The sequence below is a fragment of the Oribacterium sp. oral taxon 102 genome (genome assembly GCF_013394775.1).
GTDB lineage: Bacteria > Bacillota > Clostridia > Lachnospirales > Lachnospiraceae > Oribacterium.
Genome location: NZ_JABXYT010000001.1, coordinates 23,521 through 45,810, shown reverse-complemented (window position 1 = coordinate 45,810; position 22,290 = coordinate 23,521). Strand labels below are relative to the sequence as shown.

Genomic DNA, 22,290 nt, shown 5'->3' with positions numbered 1-22,290 from the left:
CACATAAAAAATATTAAACATAATGATTAAATTGTAGAAATTTACTTAATGCTGTATTTCTGCTATAGTTATAAAAACGAAATTCGGCCGAAGAAAAAAAGAGGATGTATTTTTCAAATCAGGAGGGTTGTATGAAAACTAAAATAGGACTGGTGCCGCGTCTGATCATCGCGATTATCCTGGGTATTCTGATCGGGCAGTTTATGCCGCTGTGGTTCTGTCAGACGATCGTCACGGCATCATCTATTTTCAGTACGTTTCTGAAGTTTGTTATTCCGCTGATGATCCTTGCCTATGTGACCATGGGTATCGCGGATCTGTCGCAGGGCGCAGGGAAGCTCCTGTTGATTACTGTAGCGCTGGCGTACGGCTCCACGCTCATTGCCGGAACGGCTTCTTATCTCATTTCCAGCAGCCTGTTCCCCAGCTTCATGTCTGCAGATGCACTGCAGAAGATTCAGGAGACGGCGGATAATTCTGTAGCCGCATACTTCGGGATTTCTCTTCCGCCGTTGCTGGATACGCTGTCCGCGGTTGTGCTGGCGTTCATTCTGGGACTTTGCCTCTCCTCGATGCGGGGAAAGGAGATCGGCAGTTCTCTGTACAACGGCTTCAAGGATTTCTCCGGCATCATCGATAAGGTGCTGCACAATGCCATCATTCCGCTGCTGCCGCTGTACATCTGCGGAACCTTTATTGATATGACCCGCTCCGGGAAGACCTATACCATTCTGGGAATCCTCTGGAAGGTATTCCTGGTAGTGATCGTGATGCATCTCGCTTATATCACACTGCAGTTCCTGCTGGCAGGCTCGATCTCCAAGAAGAATCCGATCCAGCTGCTCCGGAACCAGATCCCGGGCTATACCACGGCACTGGGGACCCAGTCCTCCGCTGCGACGATTCCGGTAAATCTGGAGTGCGCGAAGAAGGACGGCATCTGCGAGCAGATCCGGAACTTCGTGGTTCCGCTCTGTGCAAACATCCATATGTGCGGCTCCATGATCACCATCACTGCCTGCGCGACGGCGGTATGCCTCATGAATCAGCTGCCGATCAGCCTCGCTACGGTGGTACCCTTCATTATGACGCTGGGCGTGGCGATGGTCGCTTCTCCGGGTGCACCGGGCGGCTCGATCATGACGGCCCTGCCGTTCCTGTATATGATTTTCGGCGTGGAGGCGGGAGATCCGAACGGCCCGATCTGCGCGATCATGGTTGCGCTCTATATCACACAGGATTCCTTCGGAACTGCCTGCAATATATCCGGTGACAATGCCATTGGTGTGATTGTCAATGAGATCTATGAGCGTTTCTTCCTGAAGGGAAAGGCTGCAGCCTGATATGAACGTATTTAATATTATCGGTCCGATCATGATCGGGCCCTCCAGCTCTCATACGGCTGGCGCTGTTCGTCTGGGCAGGGTGGTAAATAAGGTGACGAACGGCGCGACGCTCCGCCGTGTGGACATCGAGCTTTCCGGCTCCTTTGCCACCACATACCGGGGGCATGGAACCGACAGGGCGCTGCTGGCGGGGATTATGGGCTATCACAGCTATGCGGAGGAGATCCGGAACGCGCTTGAGATCGCGAGGGATCGGGGAATCGAGTATCATTTTATTCCTACGGACATTCCGGGTGCACATCCGAATACCGCCAGAATCCACTATGTCTGTGAGGACGGTACGGAGGGCGTGGTAGAGGGCGCGAGCATTGGCGGCGGAAATATTCGAGTGGATCATGTGAATGGTCTCCGGGTGGATTTCACCGGAGAAAACAACACGATTCTGGTGCTGCATCGGGACCGCCCCGGCGTGATCGCCAATGTCACCAAGCTGATTTATGACAAATACAGTGACCTGAATATCGGTAATTTCCGTTTGAGTCGGGTGGAGAGAGGGGGGCTCGCGCTGATGACCATAGAGATCGACCAGATGCCGCCGCAGGGGCTGACAGACGATATCATGAAGCTGGATCACGTGGTCAATGCCATCCTGATCCGGGCATTGTAAGGAGCGGCAGATGATCAAATACAAATCCATAGCAGAGCTGGTGCATGCGGCAGAGCAGGCGCAGCAGAAAATCAGTGAGGTCTGCCTCCGCGATCAGGCGGAGCAGATGATGGAGACAGAGGAAGCCCTGTACCGTCGAATGGAGAAGAGCTTTGATGTCATGTGCGCTTCGGTGCAGGCAGGGAAGGATCCGACGCTGTGCTCCACCTCCGGGCTTACCGGCGGAGAGGGCGGCAGAATGCTCCGCTATGCGGAGGAAAAAGCCGGAGGGCTGTCGGGGCAGTTCATGGCGCGCGCCATGGGTCGTGCTATGGCGGTTTCCAACTGCAATGCGGCGATGGGGCGTATCGTGGCGACGCCGACGGCGGGCTCCTGCGGCATTCTGCCGGGCTGTCTCGTATCCATGTATGAAGATCGGAAGTTTGCAAAATGGGATATCGTGATGTCCATCTTCACTGCGGCGGCATTCGGCATGGTGATCGCGCAGAATGCCTCCATAGCCGGAGCGGAGGGCGGCTGTCAGGCGGAATGCGGCAGTGCCTCCGGCATGGCGGCAGCCGCATTGGTAGAGCTGATGGGCGGCAGCCCGCAGCAATGTGCGGATGCGCTGGGAATGTCACTGGTCAACCAGATGGGGCTGGTCTGCGATCCTGTAGCCGGGTTGGTGGAGATTCCCTGCATCAAGCGGAACGTTTCCGGCGTGATGATCGCGTTTTCCTCTGCCGATATGGCACTGTCGGGGATTGATCTGAAGATCCCGGCGGACGAATGCATTGAGGCGATGCATGCTGTGGGGCAGGCTATGCCCTCCAGTCTCAGGGAAACTGCGAAGGGAGGACTCGCGGCGACGCCTACGGGCATCCGGCTTCGGAAGCAGGTTTTCGGCGACGTGTAAAGTGCGTGGAATAAGAGACGGAGTCGAAAAATCAAGCTCGAAAAATAAATATTTGTGACTTGACAGAACAGGAGGGAAACGGGCAGAATAAAACTGAAGGTTTCTGCCGTTCGGTCTGGGGACAGGAATACCGGAAAACCGCGGAGGATTGCTTCGCGGTTTTCCGGCTTTTTTAAGGAGAAGCATGGATATTTACGATAGACTTTTCTCACTGCGGGATCGGGAATACGCGCTGTTTCAGGCGAAGCTTACGCCGGGAGTCTCTCCGGACAGAATGCTCGGCGTTCGCGTACCGGAGCTCCGGAAGCTCGCCAGAGCGCTTTTGAAGGAAGCGGACTATGCAGATTTTCTCGGGCAGCTGCCGCATCGGTATTATGATGAGGATATGCTGCACAGTGTACTGCTCTCGGAGCTTCGGGACTATGAGGATTGCATCGGCGAATTGGAGCGGTTTCTGCCGTATGTGGACAATTGGGCGGTGTGTGACATCCTTTCGCCCAGAGTATTCAAGGGGCAGAGGAAGCGCCTGCTCGGGAAAATCAGGGAGTGGACGGCATCGAAGCACAGCTACACCTGCCGGTTCGGAATAGGGATGCTGATGACGCATTATCTTGATGGAGACTTCAGAGCGGAGTGCCTCGAGATTCCCGCATCCGTCCGTTCGGAGGAATATTATGTCAATATGATGATCGCGTGGTTTTTTGCCACCGCGCTCGCGAAGCAGTGGGATGCGGCGCTGCCGTATCTGGAAAAACACCGGCTCTCGGTCTGGACGCACAATAAGACAATTCAGAAAGCAAGGGAAAGCTATCGGATCACGGCGGAACAGAAGGCGCTGCTCAAGGGGCTGAAAAGACAGGTGTGAAAGAGCGAGGAAACAGGAAGAAATCCAAGCATTGAGGAATGAGAGTATGGAAAAATATGATGTCCTCATCATTGGCGGAGGCGTGGTTGGCTCTGCCATAGCAAGAGAACTATCCCGCTATCGGCTCAGACTCGCTGTTATGGAGAAAAATCCGGATGTCTGCTATGAAACCACGGGACGGAATACCGGTGTGTGCCATGGCGGCTTCGCCTATGATGCGGGAACCTTCAAGGCGAGATTCTGCGTGGAAGGAAACCGCATGATGACACAGCTCTCAAAGGAGCTGGGCTTTGCTTTTCAGCGGTGCGGCAAGGTGCTTGTGGGGTTTACGCCTGAGGAACGGAAGCGGCTTCTGGAGGTGCTTCATCAGGGTGACGTAAACGGTGCGACAGGGCTTCGCATCATTGAAAAGGAGGAGCTGCATCGTCTGGTACCCTCGGTGGCGGGCGAGTTTGCCATGCTCTCTGAAAACAGCGGGATTATCGATCCTTTCATGATGAACATCGCGCTGGCTGAAAATGCAGCGGAGAACGGGTGCCGTTTTTACTTCGAGCATGAAGTTACGCAGCTGGAAAGGACAGAGGAGCGGGGCTGGGTAGTGACGGCGGGGGGAGAGCAGCTTGCAGCGCGCTGGATCATTAACAGTGCGGGACTTAACTGCGGTAAAATCTCGGAAATGCTGGGGATTCCGAAGTGCCGAATGATTTACTCCAAGGATGATTATATCCTGCTGGACGAAAGGATGGGAAAGCTCGTGCCCATGCCCATTTATACGGTTCCTTCCAATACGTATATGGGCATTCATGTTTCGGTAACAACCGATGGGAATGTGCTGCTGGGGCCGACGGCAGAGGACACGGACAACAATCATTGGTATGGGGTGGAACAGAAAAATCTGGATTACCTGTATGAGCAGGCTATGATGATCTGGCCTCATGTGAATAAAGGGGATTATATTCGAAGCTATTCCGGAATTTTGCCGAAGTGGCTGGATGAAAATGGCAAAATTCAGGATTTTAAAATCGAAATTCTGGACGACATTGCTCCCCGTGCGGTGAATTTGGTGGGAATAGAATCTCCGGGGCTTACTGCCTCTGTACCCATTGCCGAACATGTCGTCAAGCTGATGAAGGAGAGAGAAGCCCTTCGGGAGAAGGCGGATTTTAATCCCATCCGTAAGGGGAGCGTTCGGTTCTCCAGGCTCTCTGCGGCGGAACAGGAAGAGCTGATTAGGGAAAATCCGGACTATGGAGAAACCATTTGCCGCTGCCAGAAGGTTTCGAAGGCAGAGATTCTGAATGCGATTCACAATCCTCTGGGGGTGCATACCATGGTGGGCATGAAATACAGAACGCGCGCTATGATGGGGAGGTGCCAGGGCGGTTACTGTCAGATGCGAATCAGCCAGATGCTGGAAGAGGAGTGCAATCTTAAAGAAACCGAGCTGGAGTATGCAAGGCAGGGCTCCCATTTCTTATTCGGAAAGCTGAGGGATGTACGATGAGAAATATTGATGTACTCATTGTCGGAGGGGGTCCTGCGGGATTGGCTGCAGCGCTGGAGCTGAATAAAAAGGGCGTTCGGGATATTCTTATTGTGGAGCGTGAGCGGCAGGCAGGGGGAATTCTCAGACAGTGTATTCATGACGGATTTGGGCTGACCCGTTTTGGAGAGGGTATAAGCGGGCCGGAATACGCCAAAAGGTTTATTGACGAAGTGCAGAAAAGAGGAATCGAGCTTCTGTCCAATGCGACAGTTTATGCCATTTCACCCGAAAAGAGGGTGACTGTGGTCACTCGGGAGGGCATTCTGCATTATCAGGCAAAGGCTGTTGTTCTCGCCATGGGCTGCAGAGAGAGAACGCAGGGGGCGCTGGCGATTCCTGGGGAACGACCGGCAGGCGTTTTTACCGCCGGCGTTGCGCAGGCCTACATTAACCTGTACAACCGAATGCCGGCGAAGAATGCGATTATTCTGGGCTCCGGCGATATCGGCATGATTATGGCGAGGCGCCTCACGCTGGAGGGGGCAAAGGTCATCGGCGTGTTCGAGATTGCTCCTTATGCGGCGGGGCTGCCCCGAAACGTGGAGCAGTGTCTGAATGATTATCACATTCCTCTGTATTTATCGCATACAGTGACGGAAATTCATGGCGGCAGCCGTCTCACAGGGGTGACCATTTCTGAAGTGAATGCGCATTTTCAGCCCATCGCCGGAACAGGGAAATATCATGAATGTGACACGCTGATTCTTTCTGTGGGGCTGATTCCGGAAAATGAACTAAGCCGCGAAGCCGGCGTTATCCTGCATCCCGGAACGAGGGGCGCGGTGGTGGATGAGAGCTTCCGGACAAATGTGCCCGGTATCTTTGCGGCAGGAAATGTGCTCCATGTTCACGATCTGGTGGACTTTGTCTCACTGGAGGCGGAGCGTCTTGCCGATGCGGTGGCAGAATATCTCGAAGCCGGAGAACTGCCGGAATGCAATTTAGAGATTGGGCTTGCGCCCCAGATCAATCATACTGTACCAATGAAGGTATCGGGAATGAAGGACTTCGATTTAAGTCTGCGTGTTTCCAGACCTATGAAGGAGGTAAGGATCGTGGTTCGGCAGGGGGGAGAGAGGTAGCCGCGAAGAAAATGGTGAAGGCGATTCCCGCAGAGATGATTCGGATCCCCATTAAGGCCGGTCGGCTGGAGAGGGAAGGCCGACTGGAGGTGAGCGTCGAATGAAAAGGACATATACATGCATCGTTTGCCCGAGAGGCTGTGAGATAGAAACAGAATATGAGGGGAAAAATGTATTTTCCGTAACAGGCAACGGCTGTAAGCGTGGGGAAGAATATGTAAAACAGGAGCTTACGGATCCGAGACGTACCATCGCAAGCTCAGTGCTCGTGAAGGGCGGCGTTCTGCCCCTCGCCAGCGTACGTCTCAATCGTGCCGTCCCCAAGGATCGTATTTTTGATGTGATGTCTGAAATCAAAAATATCACTCTGGAGGCACCGGTATACAGCGGCACTGTCCTGATTCCGGATATTTTGGGTCTGGGTGCGGATGTAATTGCCATCAAGGATGTTGCGGCACAGGAGGAAGCAGCTCCTGATAAAACGCTCTCTAAAAGTTAATTGGATATTTCGGGAAAACTTGTTGACAAAAGGAACTCTGTGGGATAAAATACCATTCGTGTTCGCAAGTCGCGAGCAAGACCGAAGTATTGCGGGTGTAGTTCAATGGTAGAATGTCAGCCTTCCAAGCTGAATATGTGGGTTCGATTCCCATCACCCGCTGTTGCCCAGATAGCTCAGTCGGTAGAGCAGAGGACTGAAAATCCTCGTGTCACTGGTTCGATTCCGGTTCTGGGCACACAAGACGAGGAGAAGCGGCGATAACATTCACACCGTTTTGATCTGCCTTTTGTATAATGCTCCGTTCTGCACAGAGATGAAAGCCGAACGACATTAGTAATGCGCGAGTAGTAGAGTGGTACTACGTCTCCTTGCCAAGGAGAAGGTCGCGGGTCCGATTCCCGTCTCGCGCTCTCAGCGCCCTTAGCTCAGCTGGTAGAGCAGTAGACTCTTAATCTATTTGTCCAGGGTTCGAGTCCCTGAGGGCGCACGAAAAGCTCCGGATTTCCGGAGCTTTTTTACTGTATAAGTCCCCCTGTCATGTGGTCATATGCGGTGCAAGCCTGCCTGCAAAAGCATTTGAAGATATGACGGGACAACAGGTATGAGAACGCAGCGATGTGTAAGCATCGCGAAAGTGCGAAAAGAGGAGAAGAATATGGCAAAGATCGATCACGCGGCGATTCGCTGCAGGAACTACGAGGGGGCAAAGCGTTTTTTCGAGTATGTATTTGAAATGAATATGTGGAGGGAAATCGGGGAGAAGCCGGAGCGGAAGTGCTGGTACCGGGAAGGAATACAGCTCTGCGAGCAGGAGGAGATCCGGATCGGTGAAGACAACGGCTATGACCATATCTCTATCGCGGTGGAGGATATTCCCGGGACGATGGCGAAGGCGGAGGAGTACGGCGCGAAGCGGATTAACGACCACTGGTTTTTCCTGCAGGACGGCGCGCGGATCGAGCTGAAGCCGCTCAGCGAGTGGAAGCTGGGAGACTGCTAAAAGAGGCGAGGCAGAAGAAGCAGAGACGGATAGAGACAGAGGAGGGGAAAAGGAGAGATGCAGTTTCAGGATTTTGCACTGAGAAAAGAAATACAGGATGCGGTTGTGAAGGCGGGCTACAGGGAGCCTTCGCCGATACAGGAGCAGGCGATTCCTGTGCTGCTGTCGGGGAGGGATATGATTGCCTGTGCGCAGACCGGGACGGGAAAGACGGCGGCGTTTGCGCTTCCGATTCTTCAGCTTCTGGGAAATGCAAGAGAGAGGCGGATCCGGGCGTTGATTCTGACGCCGACCAGAGAGCTGGCGATACAGATCTTTGAGAATTTCAAGCTTTACGGCAGATATCTGCGCCTGCGAACCGTCTGTGTATTCGGCGGCGTAAAGCCGGGGCCGCAGCTCTCGGAGCTTTCACAGGGCTGTGATATCCTCGTGGCGACACCGGGCAGACTTCTGGACTATGTGGGAGAGGGGCTGCTCAGTCTCCGGGATGTGGAGCTTCTGGTGCTGGATGAGGCGGATCGTATGCTGGATATGGGCTTCATCGGCAGTGTACGGAAGATCGCCGGCATGGCCAGACAGGAGCGGCAGACCCTGTTATTCTCCGCGACCATGCCGAGGGAGATCGAGCAGCTGGCGCAGGAGCTGCTTCGGGATCCGGTGTCTATCCGGATCGCTCCGGTGACGGAGCCGGTGGATACGGTGAAGCAGAGTCTCTGCTATACCGTGAAGGCGGAGAAGAAACATATCCTTGCAGTGCTGCTTTCTCGGGAGGGAGTGAAGAAGTCGATTGTTTTCACCAGAACCAAGCATGGTGCGGACAGGCTGGCACGGGATCTGGAAAAAGCGGGGATTCACGCGCTTTCGATCCATGGAGATAAGACGCAGGGGCAGCGGCAGAATGCGCTGGAGCGTTTCAAATCCGGCAATATTCGAGTGCTGATTGCGACCGACCTTGCTTCTCGCGGGATCGATGTGCCGAAGCTCAGTCATGTGTTCAACTATGAGCTGCCGGAGGATCCGGAGTCCTATATTCACAGGATCGGGCGCTCCGGCAGAGCCGGTGCGGTCGGAGAGGCGGTGAGCCTCTGCTGTGAGGAGGAGCTGGAGCGTCTTTACGACATCGAACGGATGATGAAGCGGGAGCTGCCGCTGCTCGAGATAGCGGGCAGCATTCCGCTGGTACGGCTCTCGAAGGGCGGAAACGCTGCGGGAAAAAAAGCCGGAATGGCGGCGAAGGCAGAGAGACAGCAGGGAAAAAGCACTCCGGCGGGAGCGGTACCGGCAGAGCGCGGACGGCGTGGATCAGCGGGGAAGAAATCCGGCGGGAAGGCCGGGAGAAGAGCTTCAGAAAAGGCCCAAAGGCTTAGAAGCGCAGAAGCTTCTCATTCAATTTCGCATAGATCCGTTCGCGGAACCATGGCTCGGAGGAGCGGCTGACGGCTTCCTCCCGGGGGAACCAGGTGACAGCGGCATTCTCATCCGGTTTACAGCGGACAGGTTCAGAGGGATCTGCCTCGAAAAGATAGGTGAGATTCAGGTGCAGGTGCGAGGTGACATATTGTCCGCGCTTTTCATGCCCGTCTACGGTGAGGATTTCCAAAGAGAAAATCTCCGGCGTGAGGAGACGGAGCGTCCGGAGCCCGCTCTCCTCGCGTACCTCCTTCTCCGCGACGAGCCGGAGATCATGCTCGCCGTCCGCATGTCCTCCGAGCCAGGACCAGGAGCGGTAGAGATTATGATATGCCATGAGAATCCTGCTGTGGGAGGAGTCGGTAACCCATGCGGAAGCGGTGAGGTGTGCAATGGGATTTTCCCGCGTGAAGGGATCCGGCAGTGCTTCCAGATTCAGATAGGCAAGCAGAGCCTCCCGATCTCTTTTCTCCTGCGCGTTGCAGGGCAGGTATGCCTGCAGCTCTTCGATCAGCTTTTTCATGCTTTTCCGTGTCCTTTCTGTTTTCTAATGAGGGCAGACCAGTCATAAAGATCTGCTTCCCTGAACGGTTACATTATACCGCGGAGAAGCTGGTTTCGAAAGGGTGGGAAGGCTTGTAATATCGTGTAAAATCAGGTAAAATTACCTCATAGAAATGCGCGGAGAGCCCGAGAGCGGGTTTGGTCTTCGGCACTGGACAGGTTGTAATATGGTATCGAAAAGACAGGCGCGTTATGCCCATGGGAAACCGGGGGTATGATGCGCCTCTTTTTAAGACAACCTATAGAAGGAGGTAAGGGTATGAGGGCAAGAAGAAACGCGAAGCATGGAAGAGGGCGGAGACACAGGCTGCTATGGCTCATTCTGCTGCTGACAGGATTGCTGCTGATCGGCTGCGGGGAGAAGACCGGGCGGGAGCAGGGTACGGCGGAGTCCTCCGAGACCGGAAAAGGAGAAAAGGACGAGGGGGGGGATTTGCTGAAGAGGCTCCGAGAGGGAAACAAGAAAACAGAGGGTGCCGGAGGCTTCACAGAGCAGGAGCTGGAGACGCTCTTGGGGGAATGGACCAATATCTGCTGGACCTATTCTTATTTCGATGAGGAGGGGGAGAAGAACACAAACTTCACGATGGCGGAGGATGGAGACGGAGCTGTGAAAAGTGTTTTTTTCTATGTGGAAGACGGCGTGCTGTATGCGGATTACAGAGATGTGCAGTATCAGTACAGCACAGGCATGACATACTACCATGTCATCATGGAGAAAGTAGAGGAGCCGCTGTATGAGGGCGCTGAGGGACCACAGTGGAGCCTCGTCGGAGAGAAGGGCCGCTGGGCAGAGGAGCCGCTGCGCTTCGCGCTGAATGCAGAGCAGGATCTGATGCAGCTGGAAAAGGGGAGCTATGGGGAGGACGATGAATGGGAAAGTGTCTCGACCTTTCTGAAGGAGGGGACGGAGAAGATCAAGCATGCTTCGGACTACCGATATTCCCGCATTGTTACGGTATCGACCGCAGAGGAGCTTGCGGAAGCGATTGGAGACCGTACAAAAATCATATTGAAGCCGGGTGTGTACGATCTTTCGGAGATAGGGAAACAGGAGAGAGGGGGGGATCACCTGACGGCCGGCGGCTCGGGATCGGAGATCATAGGCTTCTATATCAGCTCTGTGAGGGATTTGTATCTTATGGCAGAGTCGGAGGAGCTGACGGAGCTCTGCATCGATGACTCGGTGCGTCCGGTGCTTCCGTTCTATAACTGCGGCCAAATCAAGCTCAGCGGACTGACCCTCGGGCATCGGGTGGAACCGGGAACCTGCTCCGGGAGTGTCGTTTTCCTGCAGGGCTGCGATGATGTTCAGCTGCAGGGCTGTCATCTGTATGGAAGCGGCAGCTACGGCCTGGAAGCGGAGAGCTGCTACAATATCAATCTGAAGGATACAGAAATCTATGAGTGTACCTACGGCATCATCAGCCTGTGGGGAACCTATATGCTGGAAGCGGAGAATTGCGACATGCATGACAGTACGGGTTTCCAGATGCTTGATTTCAATGGCAGCTATTCTATCCGTTTCACGAATTGCAGCTTTCGGAAGAATGGCAGCAAGGAATATAACTTCATGACAATGCCGGAAAGCGCATCGGAGTTTACGGACTGCCGGTTTGAGGACAATATCTATAAAACCTTCTCTGACGGGATGCCCGAGATCGAGCGATGCAGCTTCCACGATAACCTCTGAGCGGCATGGAAATGATGATGCGGGAAGGCGGGAAGTATGTCTGTTATAGAAGAGAAATGCCCGAACTGTACGGCGCCGCTTCGCTACGATCCGGCAAGCGGAAAAAAGATTTGTGACTTCTGCGGCACGGTTCTGGAGATCTCCGAAAAGCCGGAAGTGCCGAAGAAGATCAGGAAGCCGGAGGCGCAGGAGGCGGAGATCGAAGGCTTTGATTTTGCCGGTCTGGGTGAACGGGCGGCCGCGCTGGATGCAGCGCAGCTTCCGGTTTACAACTGCGTCTCCTGCGGCGCGGAGGTTTTGGCTGCGGCGGAGCAGTTCTCGCTGCGCTGTCCCTACTGCGGCAATAATATCATTCTCACGGATAAGGTCAGCGGGGCTCTGCGCCCGAATGGGCTGATCCCCTTCCGGATTACTCCGGAGCAGCTCCCTGCGGCGATGGCAGGCTTCTACAAGAACCGGATATTGCTGCCGAAGGACTTCTTCTCCGAGAGCCGGATGGGAAAGGTCACAGGGGTTTACGTTCCGTTCTGGGTCTTCGATGGAGGGCTGTCCGGCAGGAAGCAGTTCTATGCCACGAAGACCAGATCCTATTGGAGAGGAAAATGCGAGGTTACGGAATACCATAACTATGAGCTGCTGCGAGATGTCGCGATCGGATTCAGGGGACTGCCGGTGGATGCCAGCAGCAGGCTGGATGACGCGATGATGGATTCTCTGGAGCCCTTTGATCTCTCTGCGCAGACGGAATTCCGAACAGATTATCTGCAAGGCTTCACAGCGGATCGTTTCGACGTGGCAAAGGAGGACATCAGTGAGAGAGCGTTGCGGAGGATGCAGAGCAGTATGAAGGAATGCATCGATCGGCAGGCAGGCGCAGGCTATCTGCGTGCCGTGGAGACAGGCGGCAGGCTGCAGGCGCATATCAATGCGCAATATCTGCTGTTCCCGGTCTATACCTTTCAGATCCATTTCAAGGGGGAGACGTATGATTTCACGGTCAACGGGCAGACCGGAAAGGTTGTGGGGAAGCTGCCGATGGATGCGGGGATTCAGCTCCGCTACTTCTGTACCAGAGCGCTGGCAATCGGAGCGATATCGATGCTATGGAAGATCGTGCAGTATTTTCTGGGGAGGTGAGAGGAATGAAGACCTGTCATAAGGCAATGCCGCTTCTTCTGCTCTGCTTCCTCCTCGTGGGGATATCGGCATTTGCTGCGGGAAGAACCGGAGATGTCGGGACACGAATCGGCAGTTCGGAGCTGTCGGTTCCGGAGCGGCTTCCGGATTGGTGGCCGGAGAATCTCGAGGACTTCGTCTTTTTTTCCGATGCGGAAGCTCCGAGAGTCGTGGACAATGCGGATATTCTCACAGAAGCGGAGGAGAAGCGGATTTCTGTATCTATCGCGGCTGCGAGGGAAAGCAGCGGAAAGGACTTCGTGATCTATACGGATGTCACAGACTACGGGATGGGGAAGAATGTCTGCGCGGCGGACTTCTATGATTTCTCGGGCTATGGAAGCGGTGTCGAGCGGGAGGGCATCTGCCTCTTTCTTGATATGGATCCGACGGATCGCGGAGGCTGGGTCTGCTGCACCGGCTCTGATATGATGTCGCTCTATACCGAGTCCGTCGCAGATACGATGGATGACGTGCTGTATGCGTATCTGCGGGAGGGAGAATACGAGGAGGCGATTCTCCGCTGGATCGAGAGCGGAGAGACGCTCTGCCGGAAGGGGGTTCCCTTTGCACCGGACTGGTATCCGGATCGCGGGATGGAGGCAGAGAACAGCGCGGTGCTCGAAGCGCCATATGTGATCGATGAGAGCGGAGTGCTCACAAGGACGGAGAGAAGGGAGCTGGAAGAGCAGGCGCGGGCGCTTTCCGAAGAGCTGGGCTATACGATAGCGCTGCTTTATACAGATGCCTCTTCCTATGGAATCCCGGAAGCGGAATATCTGGAGAGCTTTTACCATTACCACAGCTTCGGAGAAGGGGAGGATCGCAGCTGTCTTCTGGCCGGGCTCTTCCCGGACAAGGAGACGGCGCTGCTCTGTACCGGGATAGCGGAGCCTGAGAGGATGACAGAGGTAAACCGGGTGCGTATTGAGGAGAAGTGTGCTTCCCTGCTTCGGAAGGGACGCTGCTACGAAGGCGGCGAGGGGATCCTTCGGGATCTGGAGCATATGGAGCGGACGGGCAGAGTGACGCGGAGCGTCTCCTCCTGGCTCTGGTCGCTGCTGTCCTCTATGCTATTCGGCATTGTGACCGGCGGGATTCTTTTCGCCAGAGCATGGTGGAAAACGGACAAGGGAACGCCGAAGAGCGCCGAGAATGCAGCGGGCTATATTCTGCCGGGAAGTGTTTCGGTTCGGGCGGTCTCCGACCGCTTCCTGAATGTGACGAAAAAGACCCGCCGCATCGTCGAGGAAAGAAGCAGCCCCTCCTCCGGGCAATCGAGTTATTCCCGCTCCTACAGCGGACATTCCGGCAGCTCTCATTCCGGCTCCGGCAGAAGCTTCTGATCGCAGGAGAGGAGGGGATTCCGGCAGAAGCTTTTTTGGTGTTGCATCATAAAATTTGATACTTCTCTTTCACGGATTTACTGTATAAGTTCCCTGTCAGGTATGAGCACGAGGCGATGTGCAAACATTGTGAAAGTGCGGATAGCTGGCAGCGATGCGGGAGCTTCGAAGAAGCGGAGCAGCGGCTTCCCCGCAGATGCGGGGGTGAGCCCAAACGCGCAATCGGTCGAGAGACCGAGTTTATGGCTTCCTCGCGGATGCAGGGGTGAGCCCGGTGTCAAGTACAGAATTTCCGATATTCCTCTTTTTTAGAAGGGTTAACTGCTATCTTTTTCTTTGGAGAGATTAAGTTCTGCCTTTTGAATTTCGAGGTGAAATTTCAAACAGCAATTAAGATTTATGCAGCAGTTCAGCCGCCCCCCTGTTACAGGGTGACTGAACGCTTACTTTATGGCTCGTGCATGATATGGGAAATGCTGCGCAGTATCTTGCTTTCGGGAAAGCGCTGTGCTATACTCTCTCAGAACTACGAACGGACACATTTGAAGGAGGAATCGGTGAGAGACAGACTTCTAAAGAATGCGGCGGTTTTTACGAGAGAGGGCTTCCGAAAGCGGGATGTGCTTCTCCGGGATCGAAAAGTTCTGTTAAGTTTTTCAAAAATCGAAGAGACGAACGCCGCCGTTCAGGATATGGACGGATTGTTTATTATTCCGGGCTTCGCAGATGTGCATGTGCATCTGCGCGAGCCCGGTTTTTCGTATAAGGAAACGATACGGAGCGGGACGGCGGCGGCTGCGCACGGCGGCTATACCGCGGTTTGTGCGATGCCGAACCTGCGTCCGGCTCCCTCCACATTGGAGACGCTTCAGCCGGAGCTGGAGGTGATCGAGCAGGATGCACTGATACATGTCTATCCCTATGGGGCGATCACCAGAAACCAGAGCGGGAGAGGTGAGCTTGGCGAGCTGGAAGCGATCGCTCCTTATGTTGTCGCTTACACAGACGACGGCAAGGGCGTACAGGACAGAGAAACGATGCAGGAGGCGATGCGACGTGCGGCGAAGCTCGACCGGGCGATCGTCGCCCACTGTGAGGATGAGGCAGAGCTCAAGGAGGGGGGGTGCATCCACGAAGGCGTGTATGCGCGGCTGCACCATCACATCGGGATCAATTCCGCTTCAGAATGGAAGCAGGTGGAGCGGGACATAGCACTTGCGCGGGAGACGGGTGTGCACTACCATGTCTGTCACGTTTCTACGAAGGAATCGGTGGAGCTGATTCGGCGGGCAAAGGCAGAGGGGGTGCGGGTGAGCGCGGAGACAGGACCGCACTACCTGATGTTCACGGATATGGAGCTCGAAGAGGACGGGAGCTGGCGTATGAATCCGCCGATCCGTGAGGCTGCGGACAGGGCCGCGCTGCTCGAGGGCATCAAGGACGGGACGATCGACTGCATTATAACGGATCATGCGCCGCATTCCGAGGAGGAGAAGTCGGGAGGGCTGGATCATTCCGCCTTCGGTATCGTCGGACTGGAATGTGCATTTCCGGCGCTTTATCACAACCTGGTGCGGCGGGATCCGGCACGCGCCCGCTGCCGGGTGGATCGGGCGCCTGAGGGGACAGGGGCGATTACGCTGGAAAGGCTGGTGGAGCTGATGGCCGTGAAGCCGCGGGAGCTTTTTCACCTTCCGGGGCCGCGATATATTGAGGAAGGCGCAGATGCTGACCTTGCTGTCATTGATCTGCGCCCCATATACAGAGTGGACAGCCGGGGCTTTTATTCCAAGGGGCGGAGCACGCTATTTGACGGGATGGAGGTGCAGGGAGAGGTTGTGCAGACCTATGTCGGCGGCAGGCTGGTCTATGACAGGGAGAGAGGAATTTCGGACAGGAGAGCAGATGAAGGAAGTGGAGTATAAGATTATTTCGAACCGGGAGATCGCACGGGATGTGTTCCGGATGGAGCTGGACGGCGATACCGAAGCGATCCGGACGCCGGGACAGTTCGTGGAGCTTCGGCTCCCGGGGCACTATCTGCGGCGGCCGATTTCTGTTTGCGACTGGAGCAAAGATCGACTGTTACTGATCTACAAGGTGGTCGGACAGGGCACGGAGGACATGAGCTATCTGGAAAGGGGAAGCTACCTTTCGGCGCTGACGGGACTTGGAAACGGCTATGACAGCAGCGCAGTGCCGGACAGGCCGGTTCTCGCGGGCGGAGGGGTCGGCGTGCCGCCGCTCTATGCGCTCTGCAAGCGGCTGGTGCAGGAAAATAAGCATCCCTATGTTGCGCTGGGCTTCAATTCCAGGGAGGATGTCTTCTATGAGGGGGAGTTCCGTGCGCTGGGCGTGCCGGTCAACGTGACGACTGTGGACGGAAGCTACGGGCACAGGGGCTTCGTCACAGATATTCTGGGGAGCCATGACTATGCGCTCTGCTGCGGACCGCTGCCGATGCTGCGCGCGGTGTCTGCGCGCGTGAAGGGTGGGCAGTTCAGCTTCGAGGCAAGGATGGGCTGCGGCTTCGGCGCCTGCATGGGCTGCAGCATGGAGACCCGGAACGGGGCGAAGCGGGTCTGCAAGGAGGGACCGGTTTTTGATAGGGAGGAGATCCTATGGTAGATATCAGCACAGAGCTTTCCGGCATTCATCTGGACAATCCGGTGATCCCCGCGTCGGGAACCTTCGGCTTCGGCAGGGAATTCCTGGAGCTGTATGATCTGAATATTCTGGGTTCGATCTCGATCAAGGGAACAACGGTGGAGCCGCGTTATGGGAATCCGCTGCCGCGTATTGCGGAATGCAGCGAGGGAATGCTGAACGCAGTCGGACTGCAGAACCCGGGCGCAGCACAGGTATGCCGGGAGGAGCTGCCGGAGCTTGCGAGGCATTATCGAAAGCCGGTGCTCGCAAATATCTCCGGCTTCTCCGTAGAGGAATATTGCATGCTGGCGGAGCGGATGGAGGAAGCAGACAATGTAGGCTGGCTGGAGCTGAATGTTTCCTGCCCGAATGTGCATGGCGGCGGACTTGCCTTCGGGACAGACCCGAAGAATGTCGCAGAGGTAACAAGAGAGGTGAAGAAGCGGAGCACGAAGCCGGTTTATGTGAAGCTCAGTCCGAATGTGACGGATATCGCGGAGATCGCGAGGGCGGCGGAGGACGCGGGGGCGGACGGCATCAGCCTGATCAATACGCTGCTCGGAATGCGGATCGACATTCGGAGCAGACGACCCGTGCTCGAACGGGGGATGGGCGGCTTTTCCGGTCCTGCGGTTTTCCCGGTTGCCGTCCGTATGGTATATCAGGCGGCGCAGGCGGTGAAGCTTCCGATCATCGGGATAGGCGGCGTTTCGAGCGCCTCCGATGTGCTGGAAATGATGATGGCAGGGGCGAGCGCGGTGCAGGTCGGCGCGGCAAACCTCGTAAATCCCTATGTCTGTCGGGACATCATAGAGGAGCTGCCGGAGAAATGCGAGGAACTCGGAATCGCGCGCATCCGCGACATTATCGGCATCGTATAGGAGAGACGGCGGGGAAGGCTCCGCCGGAAAGAAACAGGAGAGTATATGGGAAAGGATGTAATCATAGCGCTGGATTTTCCGGGAGTGAAGGAATGCTTCGCGTTTCTGGATGCGTTCAGGGGAGAGGAGCGGAAGCCGTTCGTGAAAATCGGCATGGAGCTTTTCTATGCAGAGGGACCGGAGGTCGTCCGGGAGATCAAACGGAGGGGGCATCCGATCTTTCTCGACCTGAAGCTGCATGACATTCCAAACACGGTGAGGGGCGGGATGCGTTCGCTCCGGGATCTCGGTGTGGATATGACCAATGTGCACGCGGCGGGGACGGTGGAAATGATGCGGGCGGCGCTGGAGGGGCTGACCCGGGAGGACGGCACACGGCCGCTGCTGATTGCGGTGACACAGCTCACCTCGACGGATCAGGCAAGAATGGAGCGGGAGCTCTGGATCGAGAGGCCGATGGAGGAGGTCGTCCTGCATTATGCGAGAAACGCGAAGGAGGCAGGACTCGACGGCGTAGTCTGCTCCCCGCTCGAGGCGGGCAGGATCCATGCGGAACTGGGAGAGAGCTTCTGTACAGTGACGCCGGGCATCCGCTTTGCAGGCGGAGAGACCGGTGATCAGGCGAGAGTGACGACACCGGAGAGGGCGCGGGAGATCGGTTCGGACTATATCGTGGTCGGGCGTCCGATCACGAGGGCAGAGGATCCGGTTGCGGCGTACCGCAGGGCACTGGCGGAATTCGTCGGTTGAGACGGAATTGGAAAAGAGAAGAAGGAGAAAAGGGGAAATCATGGTGACAAAAGAAGAGATTGCGAAGGGACTGCTTTCCATCAGAGCGGTATTTCTGCGGCCGGAGGAGCCGTTTACCTGGGCGTCCGGCATCAAGTCTCCGATCTACTGCGACAATCGGCTGACACTCAGCTATCCGGAGGTTCGCACATTGATTGAGAGAGGCATCGCGGAGAAGGTACGGGAGCACTATCCGGAGGCAGAGGCACTCTTCGGCACCTCCACCGCGGGCATCGCGCATGCGGCGATTGCGGCAGATATTCTCGGCAAGCCGATGGGCTATGTCCGCGGCGCTGCGAAGGATCACGGCAGGAAGAACCAGATCGAGGGGAGACTGCTTCCCGGTCAGAAGGTCGTGGTGATAGAGGATCTGATTTCGACTGGCGGCTCTGTGCTGGATTGTGTGGAGCCGCTTCGTGAGGCGGGCGCGGAGGTGCTCGGCATTGTCAGTATTTTCACCTATGGGATGCGGAAGGGGATAGAGCGGCTCGCAGCGGCAGGTGTAGAGAATCACAGCCTCTGCGATCTCGACAGCCTCGTAAAGGTGGCAGTATCAGAGGGCTATATACAGCCGTCGGATGAGGCGAAGCTGCTTCGCTTCCGGGATAATCCGTCGGATGAGGGCTGGATTCAGGACTGAGGCAGCGTGCGCAACAGCCCGGCTGCGTTCTCTGCTGGCAATTGTTACGGCATATGGAGTCGGAAAGGAAAAATCATGCAGAAAAACAGAAGTATTGTGAACATTCTGGATCTCAGTACGGATGAGATCCAGCATCTGATCGAGACGGCGAATGATATTGACAAAAATCCCGAGAAGTATCAGGAAAAGTGCAGGCACAGGAAGCTGGCAACGCTCTTTTTCGAGCCCTCGACCAGAACCCGCCTTTCCTTCGAGGCTGCGATGCTGGAGCTCGGCGGTGCTGTGCTCGGCTTCGCGGGAGCATCCAGCTCCTCTGCGGCGAAGGGCGAGTCTGTCGCAGATACGATCGCGACGGTTTCGAACTATGCGGATATCATTACGATGCGCCATCCGAAGGAGGGAGCACCGGTCGTGGCGAGCGAGCATACTGCGGTGCCTTTTATCAATGCGGGTGACGGCGGGCATTTCCATCCGACGCAGACGCTGGCGGATATCCTGACGATACAGCGAACCAAGGGGAGACTGGAGGGACTGACGATCGGACTCTGCGGCGACCTGAAATTCGGACGGACGGTGCACTCCCTGATCGATGCGATGCTGCGTTACCCGGGGAACCGCTATATCCTGATTTCTCCCGTGGAGCTTCGCATCCCGGAGTATGAGACGGAGAAGCTGGAGAAGGCAGGCGTGAATTATGTAGAGACCACCGACCTCGAGGCGGCGATTCCGTCACTGGACATCCTCTACATGACGAGAGTGCAGAAGGAGCGCTTCTTCAATGAGGAGGATTATGTAAGGCTGAAGGATATCTATATCCTGACACCGGAGAAGCTCCGGAACGCGAAGGAGGATATGGCAATTCTGCATCCGCTGCCGAGAGTGAATGAAATCTCTGTCAAGGTTGATGACGATCCGAGAGCGAAGTATTTCTATCAGACGCTCTGCGGCAAGCAGATGCGGATGGCGCTGATTCTGTATTTGCTGGGATTGGAATGAAGGGAGGAGAGGCATGAATATTGACGGCATTGAGAACGGTATCGTACTGGATCATATCAAGGCAGGCAGGAGTATGCTGGTGTACAGGTATTTGGGGCTGGACAGGCTTCACAGTCAGGTTGCGTTGATCCAGAACTGTTCCTCCGGCAAGATGGGCAGGAAGGATATCGTGAAAATTTCTGAGGATATCGACCTCGATCTTGACGTGCTCGGCTATATTGATCCGGGCATCACGGTCAATTATATCAAGGACGGGAAGCGGATCGAGAAGGCATCTCTGGAGCTTCCGGAGAAGCTTAGGGATGTGCTACACTGTAAGAACCCCCGCTGTATCACCTCGGTTGAGCAGGAGCTCCCGCATATCTTCCGGCTGGCGGATCGCGAGAAGCGGCAGTACCGCTGCGTCTACTGCGACACGATCGTGAAGAGCGAGGAGCTGAACTGAACAGGCAGGCGGCACCGCCTGCCTGCATAGAGGTATTGTGGGCAGCACTTCTTTACAGGACGGATATTCATTGCGAAATGCACAAAAATAAAATAAAAAATACAGCGCATTACACAAAAATATAAAATATCTAAAATAATGGATTGTCAAATTCATGGGAAAGTGCTATAAAAATAACTGTAACCGGTAACGTTACCGATAACGTTTCTGGAAAAGAAATCCTAGTATTTTAAAAAATGGAAAATGCTTTTACAGATGCGGGCAGGCACTGTAAAAGCCGGATATTCATTTCAGCTCCGTGAGGAGAGAGGGAGAATCTTATGAAGAAAATGAATCGTTTCCTGGCACTTGGGATGACGGCGGCGATGCTGGGCTCTGTACTGGCCGGCTGCGGCTCCGGAAATACCGCTCCTACGCAGGCGGCAGGGGGTGAGAGCAAGGCAGAGACCGCGAAGGCGGAGGAGAGCAAGGCAGAGGGCGGCAAGGGACAGGTTTACTACCTGAACTTCAAGCCGGAGCAGGCAGAGCAGTGGGTGAGTCTGGCAGGGAAGTACACAGAGGAGACCGGCGTTCCGGTGACGGTACAGACAGCCGCTTCCAATACCTATGAGCAGCAGCTCAAGTCCGAGATGGCGAAGAGCGAGGCGCCGACCCTGTTCCAGGTGAACGGCCCGGTGGGACTTGCGAACTGGAGAGATTACTGCTATGATCTCGGAGATTCTGCGGTATATAAGGATCTGATGAGCGACGACTATGCGCTGAAGGACAGTGACGGCACGGTACGGGGCATCGCTTATGTCATCGAGACCTACGGCATCATTTATAATAAGAAGCTTCTCAATGACTATATTGCACTGGACGGCGCGAAGATCAAGGATGCTTCTGAGATCAACAGCTTCGCGAAGCTGAAGGAGGTTGCGGACGATATCCAGGCGCGAAAGGCTGAGCTCGGTATCGAGGGGGCGTTCACCTCGGCAGGCTTCGACTCCTCCTCCGACTGGAGATTTAAGACGCACCTCGCGAATCTGCCGATTTATTATGAGTACAAGGCGGATGGCATCAGCGATACCGATGCGATCAAGGGAAGCTATCTCGATCAGTACAAGAACATCTTCGACCTTTATCTCACAGATTCCACGACGGAGCCGAGCCTCCTTTCCGGGAAGACGGGAGAGGATGCTGCGTCTGAGTTCGCACTGGGCGAGGCGGTCTTTTACCAGAACGGCACCTGGGCTTACGGCGATATCAAGGGCAACGAGGTAGCGGACGAGGATCTCGGGATGCTTCCGATCTATATCGGTGCCGAGGGCGAGGAGAAGCAGGGACTCTGCACCGGTTCGGAGAACTTCTGGTGCGTTAACGCCAAGGCCTCTCCGGAGGATATTCAGGCGACGCTCGACTTCATGCAGTGGGTGGTAGAGTCCGATGAGGGACGCGAGGCGCTTTCCACCGAGATGGGCTTCGTAACGCCGTTTGAGACCTTTGCGGATTATCTGCCGGAGAATCCGCTGGTAGTTGCAGCCGATGCTTATAATAAGGGAAAGACGCCGGTATCATGGAACTTCACGACGATGCCGTCGGAGACATGGAAGGACGAACTGGGCTCTGCACTTCTGCAGTATGCACAGGGCACGGGAGACTGGGCAGGCGTGAAGACCGCGTTCGTAGACAACTGGAAGACGGAGAAGGAGGCTTCCAAGTAATCCTTGTGTGAGATACATCACGCATACCTCTTGCCCTGTCAAATGTCCGGGCGCTCGTGAAAGCAAGCTTGTCTCGCGTTCGTCCGCCTGACAGG

The 22,290-nt window shown here is 55.5% G+C and carries 20 protein-coding genes, 4 tRNA genes and 1 pseudogene; 24 read left to right on the top strand and 1 reads right to left on the bottom strand.

Going from position 1 to position 22,290, the window contains the following annotated elements; translation table 11 throughout:
- Positions 1 to 131 precede the first annotated feature (131 nt).
- The 13 genes and pseudogenes from HW273_RS00225 (at position 132) to HW273_RS00165 (ending at position 9,340) form a co-directional block, all read left to right on the top strand.
- Positions 132 to 1,343, top strand: a complete 1,212-nt coding sequence (locus HW273_RS00225) for a dicarboxylate/amino acid:cation symporter (protein ID WP_179009652.1) — start codon at positions 132 to 134, stop codon at positions 1,341 to 1,343.
- A 1-nt stretch (position 1,344) separates the two neighbouring features.
- Entirely contained in the window at positions 1,345 to 2,013 is a 669-nt protein-coding gene (gene sdaAB, locus HW273_RS00220; RefSeq protein ID WP_179009650.1) for an L-serine ammonia-lyase, iron-sulfur-dependent subunit beta, read from the top strand.
- Between the two features lie 10 nt (positions 2,014 to 2,023).
- Entirely contained in the window at positions 2,024 to 2,908 is an 885-nt protein-coding gene (gene sdaAA, locus HW273_RS00215) for an L-serine ammonia-lyase, iron-sulfur-dependent, subunit alpha (protein ID WP_179009648.1), read from the top strand.
- A gap of 184 nt (positions 2,909 to 3,092) precedes the next feature.
- Positions 3,093 to 3,773 (top strand): DNA alkylation repair protein, encoded by a 681-nt coding sequence (locus tag HW273_RS00210; protein WP_179009645.1) that lies wholly within the window; start codon positions 3,093 to 3,095, stop codon positions 3,771 to 3,773.
- A gap of 46 nt (positions 3,774 to 3,819) precedes the next feature.
- Positions 3,820 to 5,277 carry an NAD(P)/FAD-dependent oxidoreductase gene (locus HW273_RS00205; RefSeq protein ID WP_179009643.1) on the top strand — a complete coding sequence of 486 codons (1,458 nt, stop codon included), beginning with the start codon at positions 3,820 to 3,822 and terminating at the stop codon, positions 5,275 to 5,277.
- A pseudogene (locus tag HW273_RS00200) lies at positions 5,274 to 6,505 on the top strand (NAD(P)/FAD-dependent oxidoreductase). The gene HW273_RS00205 and the pseudogene HW273_RS00200 overlap by 4 nt, the downstream one beginning before the upstream one ends.
- On the top strand, positions 6,502 to 6,900 hold the full coding sequence (locus HW273_RS00195; RefSeq protein WP_179009641.1) for a DUF1667 domain-containing protein: 399 nt from the start codon (positions 6,502 to 6,504) through the stop codon (positions 6,898 to 6,900). The pseudogene HW273_RS00200 and the gene HW273_RS00195 overlap by 4 nt, the downstream one beginning before the upstream one ends.
- Positions 6,901 to 6,991: 91 nt before the next feature.
- Positions 6,992 to 7,062: transfer RNA gene (locus tag HW273_RS00190), tRNA-Gly, on the top strand.
- 3 nt (positions 7,063 to 7,065) lie between these two features.
- Positions 7,066 to 7,138 (top strand) — tRNA-Phe (locus tag HW273_RS00185).
- A 103-nt stretch (positions 7,139 to 7,241) separates the two neighbouring features.
- Positions 7,242 to 7,313: transfer RNA gene (locus tag HW273_RS00180), tRNA-Gly, on the top strand.
- Between the two features lie 4 nt (positions 7,314 to 7,317).
- Positions 7,318 to 7,390: transfer RNA gene (locus HW273_RS00175), tRNA-Lys, on the top strand.
- A 168-nt stretch (positions 7,391 to 7,558) separates the two neighbouring features.
- The gene (locus tag HW273_RS00170; RefSeq protein ID WP_179009639.1) at positions 7,559 to 7,903 is read left to right on the top strand and encodes a VOC family protein; all 345 of its coding nucleotides are present in this window, start codon (positions 7,559 to 7,561) and stop codon (positions 7,901 to 7,903) included.
- A gap of 57 nt (positions 7,904 to 7,960) precedes the next feature.
- The gene (locus HW273_RS00165; protein ID WP_179009637.1) at positions 7,961 to 9,340 is read left to right on the top strand and encodes a DEAD/DEAH box helicase; all 1,380 of its coding nucleotides are present in this window, start codon (positions 7,961 to 7,963) and stop codon (positions 9,338 to 9,340) included.
- Here HW273_RS00165 and HW273_RS00160 read toward each other — a convergent pair.
- Complete coding sequence (locus HW273_RS00160; RefSeq protein ID WP_179009635.1) at positions 9,267 to 9,836, bottom strand: NUDIX hydrolase; 570 nt, start codon at positions 9,834 to 9,836, stop codon at positions 9,267 to 9,269. The two genes, HW273_RS00165 and HW273_RS00160, sit on opposite strands and share 74 nt — an antisense overlap.
- Positions 9,837 to 10,136: 300 nt before the next feature.
- Here HW273_RS00160 and HW273_RS00155 point away from each other — a divergent pair, with 300 nt between their 5' ends.
- The 11 genes from HW273_RS00155 to HW273_RS00105 all read left to right on the top strand — a co-directional run bounded on the left by HW273_RS00155 (position 10,137) and on the right by HW273_RS00105 (position 22,195).
- Entirely contained in the window at positions 10,137 to 11,570 is a 1,434-nt protein-coding gene (locus HW273_RS00155) for a right-handed parallel beta-helix repeat-containing protein (RefSeq protein WP_179009633.1), read from the top strand.
- Between the two features lie 36 nt (positions 11,571 to 11,606).
- Positions 11,607 to 12,707: a TFIIB-type zinc ribbon-containing protein gene (locus HW273_RS00150; protein WP_179009631.1), complete on the top strand. Its 1,101-nt coding sequence runs from the start codon at positions 11,607 to 11,609 to the stop codon at positions 12,705 to 12,707.
- A gap of 5 nt (positions 12,708 to 12,712) precedes the next feature.
- Positions 12,713 to 14,092, top strand: a complete 1,380-nt coding sequence (locus tag HW273_RS00145) for a TPM domain-containing protein (protein ID WP_179009629.1) — start codon at positions 12,713 to 12,715, stop codon at positions 14,090 to 14,092.
- A gap of 557 nt (positions 14,093 to 14,649) precedes the next feature.
- On the top strand, positions 14,650 to 16,017 hold the full coding sequence (locus tag HW273_RS00140) for a dihydroorotase (RefSeq protein WP_330603846.1): 1,368 nt from the start codon (positions 14,650 to 14,652) through the stop codon (positions 16,015 to 16,017).
- Positions 15,998 to 16,720 (top strand): dihydroorotate dehydrogenase electron transfer subunit, encoded by a 723-nt coding sequence (locus HW273_RS00135; protein ID WP_179009625.1) that lies wholly within the window; start codon positions 15,998 to 16,000, stop codon positions 16,718 to 16,720. Before HW273_RS00140 ends, HW273_RS00135 begins: the two co-directional genes overlap by 20 nt.
- Complete coding sequence (locus HW273_RS00130) at positions 16,714 to 17,622, top strand: dihydroorotate dehydrogenase (RefSeq protein ID WP_179009623.1); 909 nt, start codon at positions 16,714 to 16,716, stop codon at positions 17,620 to 17,622. The genes HW273_RS00135 and HW273_RS00130 overlap by 7 nt, the downstream gene beginning before the upstream one ends.
- A 45-nt stretch (positions 17,623 to 17,667) precedes the next feature.
- Positions 17,668 to 18,372, top strand: a complete 705-nt coding sequence (gene pyrF, locus HW273_RS00125; protein WP_179009614.1) for an orotidine-5'-phosphate decarboxylase — start codon at positions 17,668 to 17,670, stop codon at positions 18,370 to 18,372.
- A 40-nt stretch (positions 18,373 to 18,412) separates the two neighbouring features.
- Complete coding sequence (gene pyrE, locus HW273_RS00120; protein WP_179009612.1) at positions 18,413 to 19,051, top strand: orotate phosphoribosyltransferase; 639 nt, start codon at positions 18,413 to 18,415, stop codon at positions 19,049 to 19,051.
- A 75-nt stretch (positions 19,052 to 19,126) separates the two neighbouring features.
- On the top strand, positions 19,127 to 20,047 hold the full coding sequence (pyrB, locus tag HW273_RS00115; RefSeq protein ID WP_179009610.1) for an aspartate carbamoyltransferase: 921 nt from the start codon (positions 19,127 to 19,129) through the stop codon (positions 20,045 to 20,047).
- A 13-nt stretch (positions 20,048 to 20,060) separates the two neighbouring features.
- Entirely contained in the window at positions 20,061 to 20,492 is a 432-nt protein-coding gene (locus HW273_RS00110) for an aspartate carbamoyltransferase regulatory subunit (RefSeq protein ID WP_179009608.1), read from the top strand.
- Between the two features lie 320 nt (positions 20,493 to 20,812).
- Positions 20,813 to 22,195 carry an ABC transporter substrate-binding protein gene (locus HW273_RS00105; RefSeq protein WP_179009606.1) on the top strand — a complete coding sequence of 461 codons (1,383 nt, stop codon included), beginning with the start codon at positions 20,813 to 20,815 and terminating at the stop codon, positions 22,193 to 22,195.
- Positions 22,196 to 22,290: the final 95 nt, after the last annotated feature.

Bases quoted from the DNA above. Each gene is read 5' to 3' on its own strand.
- HW273_RS00225 (WP_179009652.1), top strand. From the start codon at position 132: ATGAAAACTAAAATAGGACTGGTGCCGCGTCTGATCATCGCGATTATC.
- sdaAB (WP_179009650.1), top strand. From the start codon at position 1,345: ATGAACGTATTTAATATTATCGGTCCGATCATGATCGGGCCCTCCAGC.
- sdaAA (WP_179009648.1), top strand. From the start codon at position 2,024: ATGATCAAATACAAATCCATAGCAGAGCTGGTGCATGCGGCAGAGCAG.
- HW273_RS00210 (WP_179009645.1), top strand. From the start codon at position 3,093: ATGGATATTTACGATAGACTTTTCTCACTGCGGGATCGGGAATACGCG.
- HW273_RS00205 (WP_179009643.1), top strand. From the start codon at position 3,820: ATGGAAAAATATGATGTCCTCATCATTGGCGGAGGCGTGGTTGGCTCT.
- HW273_RS00195 (WP_179009641.1), top strand. From the start codon at position 6,502: ATGAAAAGGACATATACATGCATCGTTTGCCCGAGAGGCTGTGAGATA.
- HW273_RS00170 (WP_179009639.1), top strand. From the start codon at position 7,559: ATGGCAAAGATCGATCACGCGGCGATTCGCTGCAGGAACTACGAGGGG.
- HW273_RS00165 (WP_179009637.1), top strand. From the start codon at position 7,961: ATGCAGTTTCAGGATTTTGCACTGAGAAAAGAAATACAGGATGCGGTT.
- HW273_RS00160 (WP_179009635.1), bottom strand. From the start codon at position 9,836: ATGAAAAAGCTGATCGAAGAGCTGCAGGCATACCTGCCCTGCAACGCG.
- HW273_RS00155 (WP_179009633.1), top strand. From the start codon at position 10,137: ATGAGGGCAAGAAGAAACGCGAAGCATGGAAGAGGGCGGAGACACAGG.
- HW273_RS00150 (WP_179009631.1), top strand. From the start codon at position 11,607: ATGTCTGTTATAGAAGAGAAATGCCCGAACTGTACGGCGCCGCTTCGC.
- HW273_RS00145 (WP_179009629.1), top strand. From the start codon at position 12,713: ATGAAGACCTGTCATAAGGCAATGCCGCTTCTTCTGCTCTGCTTCCTC.
- HW273_RS00135 (WP_179009625.1), top strand. From the start codon at position 15,998: ATGAAGGAAGTGGAGTATAAGATTATTTCGAACCGGGAGATCGCACGG.
- HW273_RS00130 (WP_179009623.1), top strand. From the start codon at position 16,714: ATGGTAGATATCAGCACAGAGCTTTCCGGCATTCATCTGGACAATCCG.
- pyrF (WP_179009614.1), top strand. From the start codon at position 17,668: ATGGGAAAGGATGTAATCATAGCGCTGGATTTTCCGGGAGTGAAGGAA.
- pyrE (WP_179009612.1), top strand. From the start codon at position 18,413: ATGGTGACAAAAGAAGAGATTGCGAAGGGACTGCTTTCCATCAGAGCG.
- pyrB (WP_179009610.1), top strand. From the start codon at position 19,127: ATGCAGAAAAACAGAAGTATTGTGAACATTCTGGATCTCAGTACGGAT.
- HW273_RS00110 (WP_179009608.1), top strand. From the start codon at position 20,061: ATGAATATTGACGGCATTGAGAACGGTATCGTACTGGATCATATCAAG.
- HW273_RS00105 (WP_179009606.1), top strand. From the start codon at position 20,813: ATGAAGAAAATGAATCGTTTCCTGGCACTTGGGATGACGGCGGCGATG.